The following is a 9,837-nucleotide window of genomic DNA, read 5'->3' as shown; positions in this document are numbered from 1 at the left end:
GAAATATTATGGAGATTTTTAAAATATGAATGGATTGAATTTAGCGCCTATAAAGACCGAAAGAGCCTCCTCGCTTACGTTAAAAAAGTGCTGGACAATTTTGGAGGCGAGTATGTAATTAATTTTGCCTAGGTACTTAATGGGGAGTCAGTGGGAATTGATCTAGGGATTGCTGCCTTTGCTACCCTCTCAACAGGAGAAAAGATAGACGCACCGAAACCGTTAAAGAAACGATTAAAACGACTAAGAAAAGCACAGAAAAACCTTTCTAGAAAACAGAAAGGAAGTAAACGACAGGAAAAAGCTAGGAAACGAGTAGCTAAAATCCACGCAAAGATTAAAGACACTCGTACTGATTTCTTGCATAAACTATCCACTAGAGTTGTTCGTGAAAATCAAACGATAATTTTAGAGGATTTAAACACATCGGGAATGGTTAAAAATCGCAAGTTATCCCGTGCTATATCAGATTTGGGATGGCGTTCTTTTCGAGATATGCTATCGGCAAAATCTGATAAATATGGGCGTGATTTTCGGATAATTTCCCGATGGGAGCCAACGTCTCAGCGATGTTCCTGTTGTGGGAATATCGGCGGTAAGAAAGCATTAAATATCCGTGAGTGGGAATGTCTTTTTTGTGGGACTTTCCATGATAGGGACGTGAACGCCGCAATTAATATCAAGGTCGCCGGTGGGCAATCGGAGACCTCAAAAAACGGACGCAGAGGAAGGTGTAAGACTTCTGTTAAAGAAGCAGCATCCCGTGAAGCGTCAACCCATCCAAAGATCGTTCAATTAAGTTTGTTTGATCTGTAGGGAATCGCCGTCCGTTTACGGCGGTGAGGATGTCAATGATCTTGTTTTACAAACAGTAGCAGAAGGATAGGGGAGAGTATTGTTCACTTTCGGGATCAGCCGAAACCCTTGTTTTTTGCGATCCCTTGCCCGTCACCATGAGTTAATAATAACTGCCAGATTTGCGATGATGGATGGCGGTTAAACCCTGGTGTAAAACCCTGCCTTTTTCTGCGATCACATAAAGCAGCCAATGATCACCGCACTCCATTCGTTGTTCTACCCGACATTCCAGATAAGCGAGCGCTTCGGCCAGAATCGGCCCACCGTTCTCAGCTTTAGTGGTTTCGATATTAGCAAAACGATCTTCTCCGGGGGAAAAAGGTTTAAGAAAATGCTTCATTAAAGCCAAATGTTGACCTTCTTGGAGGATATTAAGGACAAAAGGCGTACCGCTATAAAGCAGAGACTCGATCGCTCGTTCTTTCGCCACGGCAATAGTCAATCCGGGGGGGGTGAACGTCGCTTGCGACACCCAAGAGGCTAACATGGCGCCGCGCAATTCCCCCAATTCGCAGGTGACGATACAGAGAGAACCCACCAAACGGCCCAGGGCTTGCGATCGCCGATCGCTTTGGGATTGGTTAACATTAGTTTTCGGTTGTCTGCTTTTGCGAGCTTTTTTGACTGCTTGAGCGAAATCGGTTCCCGCTTCCTCACAGGTCTTTAAAATTGCCTCCGTGGGCTTAAATTTAACCCGAATTGGCTCAAAACCGAAGCGATAACCGCCATCCCGGAATTTACCTTCCAAAAGATCGATCGCTTCACCACTCCAACCGTAGGAGCCAAAAACCCCCACCAGCTTGCTTTTATCGCCATTTGCTAGGGTAATCCCCAAGGCGGTTTGGATGGGAGTCGGTGCGTGTCCCCCCAAAGTGGGGGAACCAAAGATAAAACCGACACTTTTTTCGATCGCCGTTTTGATCTCGTCTGGTTCAGCGAACTCGGCATTAATCGCCGTCACTGCTACTGCCGCTTTCGTGATTCCCATGGCGATCGCTTGAGCAAGGGTGGCGGTGTTGCCGTAGGCACTAGCATAAATCAGGGCGATTGTCAACTCTTGGGACTTTTGTACTGCTAACCATTGTTGATAGGAAAGGGTCAATTCGTGCATCCCGTAACGCACCAGAGGACCGTGACCAACGGCATAAAATAAGGGCGATTTAGCGGCTAATTTCTCCAAAGCGTTGCTAATTTGGCTGGCATAGGGAGCCATGAGACAATCGAAATAATAACGCCGATCTTCGTTATAAACGCTCCAACCCTCATCAAAAATTTGGTCGCCACAAACGTGCGCTCCGAATAATTTATCGGTGTAGAGAATATCGGTTTTGCTGTCGTAGGTACAGAGTTGATCGGGAAATCTGGGGTTAGGAGTGGGGATAAATTCTAATTGATGGTTTGCTCCTAAATTTAATATTTCTTCCCCCTTGACAACCAACAGATTTAATGCTTCGGTTTCAAGAATTTTTTTCAGGGAAATTGCCCCCGGATTAGAACAAACAAAAGTGACTTGAGGCGCGATTTCTAAAAGTGCCTTGAGGGTGACGGCACGATTGGGGTTAACGTGACCGAGAATAATATAATCAATAGTTTTCGGATCGATTCTTTTAGTTAAAGCCTCTAAAAATATGGACGAGAATGATTCCCCCGGGGGATCAAAAAGAGCGACCTTTTCACTTTTAATCAGATAACTATTGGCGGTGGTTCCCTTTTGTAATCCGTATTCGATCTCGAATTTTAACCGGTCCCAAGTGCGGGAACGAAAGACAAAAGTATCGGCGGCTATCGGTGCTACTTGTACATCTCTCGGTTTGACAATTGCATTATTCATAATTTTAGTTACCAGTTATCAGTTAAGTAGTCAAGTAGTTAAGCGGCAACTTGAGGCTGTGATCATTTTTTACTTGGCAAGTTTGGCATCAAAGTCAACACTTGATTTTTGACTAAATACAGCCTTTTATCGCTAGGGACGAGTGGGGAAATTTATAGGTTATCTTGCCAGCCGGAAGGACATCAATATCTAAAGTACACTATCTCTGGGAAGAAACCTAGCTTCTAGCAATTTGCTCGCGGGTAACGATACTCCTCTGGGGGGATTTGCCAGTCTATTGAGAAATTCTAAAGGGAACGTGATCCCCAGAAGCGAGGTGCTAGTCTGAGGAAAACCCTGCTCTCTCCCTATCAGGCAAAGTTTTTATGAGCTATCAGCACTCGTCTTTTGACTGCACTAGCGCCAATTTTGAGAAAGCCGCTTTGACTCATTTTCGCGCTCTTGTGGCTTTTTTACCAGATAATTGCCGTGTTTACCGGCAAACTTGGGAATTTTCTACGGTTCTCTGTCTCGATTTTCTAGCCTGTTTGCAGGGACTAGCAATCACCCGTCAAAATTTCGCCCATCTAGTTAATGTGACACAAGAACTGGGTTTAGGTCAAGCAATTATTTTGAAAGTAGGCAATAAAATCGTTGAGTGGCATCGTTTAAACTAAAATCTCAATTTTCGACCATCTCAACAGTCTAGAAAAAAATCGGCTCTCTCTGTTCTTTGTGTCTCTGTGGTTTATCTTTAACGCTTATAACTACCTCTTACCTCTGGGTGCATCTCATTTTTGCACTCTCAAAAATTAATTATGCAAGAACTCTATAGTAGGGTTGATTCATGAATCAACCCTACCCAAACCCTAGAGCGCATTGGTTTTTCGGTGGGATGCTTACAGGCAGCTGCTGATATGTCTGTAATAATTTAAGGGTCACTGATAATTGCTGATTGTCGGTATTTCTGCAAATGTGAGAGGCACCCCTTGCCTCTTGTCTATCCTAACCAAGAAGTTAATTTTGTCCTATCTAGAACTGTTTAAGTTTAGAAAAAGCCCCGATAATTTGACCAAGGCTAATACCACCATCATTAGTGGGAACAGTTTGCTGCCAGTAGGGTTGAAATCCCGAAGCTTGTAGGCGATTAATTGTTCTTTCCGTCAGATAACGATTTTGAAAACAGCCTCCCGTCAGGAGAATTTTTTCTCTGCCTATTTTCTGAGCAATTTCTACAATAATCTCACTTAAACTATTATGAAATTTAGCGGCAATTATGCCGATTTGTACTTGTTTTTCTAAATCCTCAACAACTCCTAAAATTAGCTGATTCCAATCAATAACTATGGGTGAGTCAGCTGATAAAGAAAAATTATAATATTCCTCCGTTTTAATGCCCTCAAGGGCAAATTCTAACTGCATTGCTGCCTGTCCCTCAAAACTTAATTGATAACATAAACCTAGAATCGCCGCCACACCATCAAACAAACGCCCGACACTAGAAGTTAAAGGACAATTAATTTTTTTGGTTAACATTTGCCTAAAAATAGACCATTCCTGTTCACTAAAAGCTGATTTTATCCTATCAGTATTTTCCATAACTTCTAGTAATCCTAAAGCCACTCGTCTGGGTTCTTTAACCGCTTTTTCTCCTCCCGGTAATAGCCAGGGTTTAAAATGGGCGACTCGCTGCCAAGAATCGGCAGCAATATGGATAAACTCTCCCCCCCAAATTGTGCCGTCTAAACCGTATCCTGTTCCATCCCAAGCAACCCCTAAAACCGGAGGTTGTAGCTGATGTTCTGCCATGCAGGATAAAACGTGAGCGTAATGGTGTTGAATGGGAATAACGGGCAAATTTAAGCTATAAGCGTACTTGGTCGCTAGATATTCAGGATGAGCATCACAGGCAATAACTTCGGGTGCAAACTCGTATAATTTTTTTAAACTATCGAGGATATTTTCAAAATGATTGACAGCATTAACCGTATCTAAATCGCCGATATGTTGACTGATAAAAACTTGATTTTTTTGGTAGATAGCCACGGTATTTTTAAAATAACTTCCCACAGCCAAAATCGGGGGAAAATCTCCATCATTAACTTTAATGGGAAAGGGAGCATATCCCCGCGCTCGCCGCAAAATCATCGCTTTTCCCGCCATTTCCCTGATAATAGAGTCATCCACTGGTCGAACAATAGGACGATTATGAACTAGAAATAAATCGGCGATAGTTCCCAATTTTTCTAAAGCTTCTTTTTCCTCAATACAGATAGGTTCATCGGCTAGATTACCACTGGTTGCCACAATAGGAAAGCCTAATTCTGCTAATAAAAGATGGTGTAGGGGAGTATAGGGTAACATGACTCCTAGATAGGGATTACCCGGAGAAACGGCAGCAGAAAGATAATTTTTTCTTTGTTTGATCAGGACAATTGCCGCTGCAGGAGACTGCAATAATTGCGATTCTAAAGAAGATACATAACCGTGGTTTTTCACTAACTCAAGATTAGGATACATCACGGCAAAAGGCTTATCTGGTCGCTGTTTACGTTGTCGCAATTTTTGCACTGCTTCCGTATTTCTTGCATCGACAACTAGGTGAAATCCTCCTAATCCTTTGATCGCCATAATTTTTCCCTGTTCAATTGCTATAGCAGTGGCGATTAAAGCTTGATCTTTTTCCGCTAATACAGAGCCTTGACTATCTAAAAGACTAATTTGGGGTCCGCAACGAGGACAGGCATTCGGTTGGGCATGAAAACGGCGATCTAGAGGGTTTTCGTATTCCCTTTGACATTCGGGACACTGATTAAAACCCCTCATAGTTGTGGCACTGCGATCATAGGGTAAACTCTCGATGATACTGTAGCGAGGACCGCAGTTAGTGCAGTTAGTAAAAGGATAGCGATAACGACGATTATTCGGGTCAAAAATATCGGCTAAACAATCGGGACAAGTGGCTAAATCTGGCAGAACAATTGTATTCTTTTCACCGCCGCTGCTAGGACGTATGCTAAAGTTTTGATAACCGACGGTATTTAACCATTGAGTCTCAATATTTTCAATTAGCGATTGAGGTGGTTTTTCTAAAGATAATCGAGTCAAAAAAGTTTCTAGTTTGTCTCGATTGCCCTCGACTTCAATAAAAACTCCCGCTGCTGTGTTATTCACCCAACCGGCTAAGTTTAATTCCGTTGCTAATCGATAAACAAAAGGACGAAAACCGACCCCTTGTACTGCCCCGCGCACAATTAAAGCTAATCGCTGATCGGATTGATAATTTAACGGGGAAAACATCAAATTCATCCCTGATTACTTTTCCCGTTATACTAAACTTTCACTAATCACCCGACAGCATTCTTCCACACTGGCCCTTTTTTCCATAGCTATCACTAAAGCTTGATAGGCAGTCTGTTGTTTTTCTAAAAGAGTTTTTGCCTGTAATAAACTCCAGCGCTCTTTTTGGGCATAATTATTCTCGGAAACCCCCGCTAATTTTAAGGCCGATTGCAGATAAAATCGATCGCTTTCTCCCCCCTCCGCTTTACCATAAACTAAGGTTTCGGCAGCAATTCCCGCCATCCACACCGTAGAAATTCGCTCTAAAAAAGCGGGAAAATCGGTAAAGTTCTTGACTTTTTGCTCTAAATCTGCTAGTTCAAATTGAACACCGCCGACTCCCTCCTGGCCTTGACGAAAGGCTTCCCAAGCGGTCAAACTATAACTGGCGATCGGAATGCCTAAAATATAAGCGGTGAGAAAATGTCCGGCTTCGTGGTGAATAACTCTTTGACGGTGTTTACTAGGAGAAAGAGCATCCAGTAGTAAAGTCACGCCTCGGTTATTAAAGGTGAGAGTATCAACGGTAACTAATCCCAAGAGGCTAAAAGTAGCTAAAGCGGGGACAAAAGGCGAAATAGACAGCAAAGGGGTGACAAATACGGAAAGAGTGATCGAAAAAACGGTAATCGCGATCAGATTTAAAGCTGTCTGTTCCATAAAAATTAATAAAAATATACAAATGCTTAATACTATGTTACATTGCCTAGTTTTATTTTCCCCGAATTAACCAACCAATTACCCCACCCACAAAAGCAGTCACAATCGATATACCGATCTGTTTCCAGTTTTTTACCTCCCCAATTTTTTCGGCTAAATCGGGAATTTTTCCCACGGATGCCTCGATGAGTTGCACTCTTTCATTTAAACCGGTGATTTTTGCGTCTAAAGTCCTGATTTCTCCCTTAATTTCCGTCTGTCCTATCTCTAAGACCTGAATTTCTCTTTTGATCTCTCCGACGCTATTCTCGATCGCTTTTTGTCCACTCTCCAAAGAGGTTAAACGAGTTTCGATCGCTTTTTGTCCACTCTCCAAAGAGGTTAAACGAGTTTCGATCGCTTTTTGTCCATTCTCCAAAGAGGTTAAACGAGTTTCGATCGCTTTTTGTCCATTGATAATCAGATTTTCTAACCTTTTTAGGTCATTTTCCGTAAAAGCCGTCATCAGCTAAACTCCTAAATAGATTAATTTTTTCTCGTCTTGAGATTGAGTCGATCGTTGACTAATTTAATTATGGAGTCAAAATCAAACTGTTACCCACTGATAGTTCTAGCTTCGACGCGGCAATAGGGATTGAGGGTGATAGGCAAATTTCCCCCACTTCCCCAATTCCCCACTTCCCTTTACCATAAATAAACATTATCGTTTTCCTGTATGGATAACTTTTATTGATGAATATCGCTCGCACTATGCAAGAGGCAATAGAGATTGAGGGTGATAGGTAAATTTCCGCTAAATCCCCGACCTCCCCACTTCCCCACTGATAATTCATAATTCATAATTCCCACCTCCCCACCTCCCCACTGATAATTCATAATTCATAATTCATAATTCCCCATCTCCCCTTTCCCATAAATAAACATTATTGTTTTCCTGTATGGATAACTTTTATTGATGAATATCGATCGCACTATCCAACTAGCTCATCAATTAGCGGACACTTCTGGAGAGATTATCCGGCGCTATTTTCGGCAGCCCCATCTAGAAACCGAGACAAAACTCGAGCAAGTTTCCTCAATAGTAACAATCGCCGATCAAGAAGCTGAGGAGGCGATGGTGGCGATTATTCGGCGAGAATTGCCTGAAGATGGCGTTATTAGGGAAGAAGGAGCTAATATTCCCTCCCAAAGTGGTCGTTATTGGGTATTAGATCCCATCGATGGCACATCCTCTTTTGTCAAAGGATTGCCGATTTTTGGGACTTTAATCGGCCTAGTGGCAGAAAATCAACCGATTTTAGGAATTGTCGATCAACCGATTTTAGGCGATCGCTGGTTAGGAGTGAAGGGAAAAGCCAGTCTTTATAATAACCAGATGATTGTTAATCCCTACCGTCAAGATCGGGAACTTGTCTTAAAAAATGCCTGTTTAGCCTCCACCACTCCCTTAATGTTTATCACAGAACGACAACAAGCGATCGCTCGTCAGCTGCAAAGCGTCTGTAAACGTACCGCTTTTGGGGGTGATTGCTATAACTATATGATGTTAGCCACCGGCTGCACTGCCATGCCGATGGTCATCCTAGAATCAGACCTGAAATACTACGATTTTTGTGCTTTAATCCCGATTATTGAAGGTGCGGGCGGAATAATTAGCGATTGGTCAGGTAATCCCCTAAAAGCTGATTCTAGCGAAGTTTTAGCCGTCTCTAATTCCGGTTTATGGCAGCAGGTTTTAGAACAAATCAGCAGAGTGGGTTAGTGCCAATACTAAGATAATTAAGGCCGGCTGAATAAATCTAAAAACCTTGTTGGGTAAGACTTTTAGACTTTTTGTCAATCAAAAAGTACCAGTTATGGGAGTGATCGTGGGAAAATTACGGGACTTTTTCTCTGAAAATTAGGTAATTGACCAGATGGGAATCAGTAAAAACCTACACCCCACACCCCACACCCCACACCCCACACCCTGTCCCCACAAAAAACTTTTTCAGCAGACCCTAATTAGTCAACAGCTAACCCACCCCCGCGGCAATTAAACGGTGGCTAATTGAGGTTGGGGACGTTTGCTGTTACGGATACCTTCGATCGCCGTCCCGTAATCGGGGGCATTAAATACCGCCGAACCTGCTACAATCGCATTGGCACCCGCTTCGAGAACTTGCCAAGTATTAGCCGGTTTTAAGCCGCCATCCACTTCAATCCAGGGATCCAAGCCTCTTTCATCGCACATTTGACGTAATTGACGGATTTTGGGGACAACTTCCGGGATAAAACTCTGGCCACCAAAACCGGGGTTAACGCTCATAATTAGGACTAAATCGCACAAATGCAGCACATATTCGATTAAATCTAGGGGAGTGGAGGGATTTAATACCACACCCGCTTGTTTACCGAGTTCGCGGATTTGGCAAAGAGTACGATGGAGGTGGGGAGAAGCATTATGTTCAGCGTGAACAGAAATAATGTCAGCACCCGCTTTCGCAAAGTCAGCCACATATTTTTCCGGTTCGACGATCATTAAATGCACATCTAAAGGTTTTTTCGTATAGGGACGAATAGCGGAGACAATCAGGGGTCCAATGGTGATATTCGGGACAAAACGACCATCCATCACATCAACGTGAATCCAATCGGCTCCTGCCTTATCCACAGCCTCGATATCGGCTCCTAATTTACTAAAATCCGCCGATAGGATCGAGGGAGAGACAACGATCGACTTCGAGCTTCCGTTTTGGGTCATGGCTAACTATAGAATTTCGTGTTTATATTTTCGTAACAATCTTATCAGCAATCAGTGATCAGTGATCACTAATCGGATTTGAGTTTTCAGTCGGGGTAATCCCAGAACATTTTGTATAAATTGTAACAGACAAAAATTTGTGATTGTTGTAAAGCAATAACCGCTACTGACAATCAAGCATTTCTACTCTAAAATAAAAGATATTGCCATCCCTGTTAGGGAATTTATTAGAAACTTGAGGTATATAAGTGTGACATAATCACAGTTTCGCATTTAACCTTCAGGTTCTTCGGTTTGTGTTATGTAATGGACGGGGGTTATAAGAGATGGAACCCTTATAGAGAAAGACATTGGACGATTTTTGTCAATTGTTTTTGATCTAGAGCGAGCTAATCAGTTAAATCTTTTGCCAGATAAGGATTTA

Annotated in this window: 9 protein-coding genes and 2 pseudogenes; 5 read left to right on the top strand and 6 right to left on the bottom strand. The window is 42.6% G+C overall.

Features of this window, described 5'->3' with window-relative positions; translation table 11 throughout:
* Positions 1-132, top strand: a pseudogene (locus O9332_RS00970) (IS630-like element ISMae24 family transposase); the annotation flags it as partial.
* A gap of 6 nt (positions 133-138) precedes the next feature.
* Positions 139-816: pseudogene (locus O9332_RS00965) on the top strand (RNA-guided endonuclease InsQ/TnpB family protein); the annotation flags it as partial.
* 142 nt (positions 817-958) lie between these two features.
* Here O9332_RS00965 and O9332_RS00960 read toward each other — a convergent pair.
* Positions 959-2,689 carry a diflavin flavoprotein gene (locus O9332_RS00960; RefSeq protein WP_002759277.1) on the bottom strand — a complete coding sequence of 577 codons (1,731 nt, stop codon included), beginning with the start codon at positions 2,687-2,689 and terminating at the stop codon, positions 959-961.
* 365 nt (positions 2,690-3,054) lie between these two features.
* Between O9332_RS00960 and O9332_RS00955 the strand changes: the two genes are divergently transcribed.
* The gene (locus O9332_RS00955) at positions 3,055-3,345 is read left to right on the top strand and encodes a hypothetical protein (protein ID WP_147068862.1); all 291 of its coding nucleotides are present in this window, start codon (positions 3,055-3,057) and stop codon (positions 3,343-3,345) included.
* A gap of 355 nt (positions 3,346-3,700) precedes the next feature.
* On the opposite strand, the gene hypF is transcribed toward O9332_RS00955, so the two are convergent.
* The 4 genes from hypF to O9332_RS00935 form a co-directional block, all read right to left on the bottom strand.
* Complete coding sequence (gene hypF, locus O9332_RS00950; RefSeq protein ID WP_288023296.1) at positions 3,701-5,968, bottom strand: carbamoyltransferase HypF; 2,268 nt, start codon at positions 5,966-5,968, stop codon at positions 3,701-3,703.
* A gap of 27 nt (positions 5,969-5,995) precedes the next feature.
* Positions 5,996-6,670 (bottom strand): hypothetical protein, encoded by a 675-nt coding sequence (locus O9332_RS00945; RefSeq protein ID WP_002759281.1) that lies wholly within the window; start codon positions 6,668-6,670, stop codon positions 5,996-5,998.
* A gap of 52 nt (positions 6,671-6,722) precedes the next feature.
* Positions 6,723-7,175: a coiled-coil domain-containing protein gene (locus O9332_RS00940; RefSeq protein WP_002759283.1), complete on the bottom strand. Its 453-nt coding sequence runs from the start codon at positions 7,173-7,175 to the stop codon at positions 6,723-6,725.
* Positions 7,176-7,396: 221 nt separating this feature from the next.
* Positions 7,397-7,546 (bottom strand): hypothetical protein, encoded by a 150-nt coding sequence (locus O9332_RS00935; protein WP_155120390.1) that lies wholly within the window; start codon positions 7,544-7,546, stop codon positions 7,397-7,399.
* 79 nt (positions 7,547-7,625) lie between these two features.
* Between O9332_RS00935 and hisN the strand changes: the two genes are divergently transcribed.
* Both hisN and O9332_RS00925 read left to right on the top strand, forming a co-directional pair.
* Complete coding sequence (hisN, locus tag O9332_RS00930; RefSeq protein ID WP_288023294.1) at positions 7,626-8,432, top strand: histidinol-phosphatase; 807 nt, start codon at positions 7,626-7,628, stop codon at positions 8,430-8,432.
* 154 nt (positions 8,433-8,586) lie between these two features.
* Positions 8,587-8,709 (top strand): hypothetical protein, encoded by a 123-nt coding sequence (locus O9332_RS00925; RefSeq protein WP_283159992.1) that lies wholly within the window; start codon positions 8,587-8,589, stop codon positions 8,707-8,709.
* On the opposite strand, the gene rpe is transcribed toward O9332_RS00925, so the two are convergent.
* Positions 8,706-9,413, bottom strand: a complete 708-nt coding sequence (gene rpe / locus O9332_RS00920; protein WP_002759286.1) for a ribulose-phosphate 3-epimerase — start codon at positions 9,411-9,413, stop codon at positions 8,706-8,708. The genes O9332_RS00925 and rpe overlap by 4 nt on opposite strands.
* Positions 9,414-9,837: the final 424 nt, after the last annotated feature.

The organism is Microcystis sp. LE19-10.1B, assembly GCF_027530565.1.
GTDB lineage: Bacteria > Cyanobacteriota > Cyanobacteriia > Cyanobacteriales > Microcystaceae > Microcystis > Microcystis aeruginosa.
The sequence above is the reverse complement of the archived record's forward strand: the minus strand, read 5'-3'. Positions and strand labels throughout refer to the sequence as shown.

Coding starts and splice junctions, on each gene's coding strand:
- O9332_RS00925 (WP_283159992.1), top strand. CDS start 8,587: ATGGGAATCAGTAAAAACCTACACCCCACACCCCACACCCCACACCCC.
- O9332_RS00940 (WP_002759283.1), bottom strand. CDS start 7,175: ATGACGGCTTTTACGGAAAATGACCTAAAAAGGTTAGAAAATCTGATT.
- O9332_RS00960 (WP_002759277.1), bottom strand. CDS start 2,689: ATGAATAATGCAATTGTCAAACCGAGAGATGTACAAGTAGCACCGATA.
- hisN (WP_288023294.1), top strand. CDS start 7,626: ATGAATATCGATCGCACTATCCAACTAGCTCATCAATTAGCGGACACT.
- rpe (WP_002759286.1), bottom strand. CDS start 9,413: ATGACCCAAAACGGAAGCTCGAAGTCGATCGTTGTCTCTCCCTCGATC.
- hypF (WP_288023296.1), bottom strand. CDS start 5,968: ATGTTTTCCCCGTTAAATTATCAATCCGATCAGCGATTAGCTTTAATT.
- O9332_RS00935 (WP_155120390.1), bottom strand. CDS start 7,546: ATGAATTATCAGTGGGGAGGTGGGGAGGTGGGAATTATGAATTATGAA.
- O9332_RS00955 (WP_147068862.1), top strand. CDS start 3,055: ATGAGCTATCAGCACTCGTCTTTTGACTGCACTAGCGCCAATTTTGAG.
- O9332_RS00945 (WP_002759281.1), bottom strand. CDS start 6,670: ATGGAACAGACAGCTTTAAATCTGATCGCGATTACCGTTTTTTCGATC.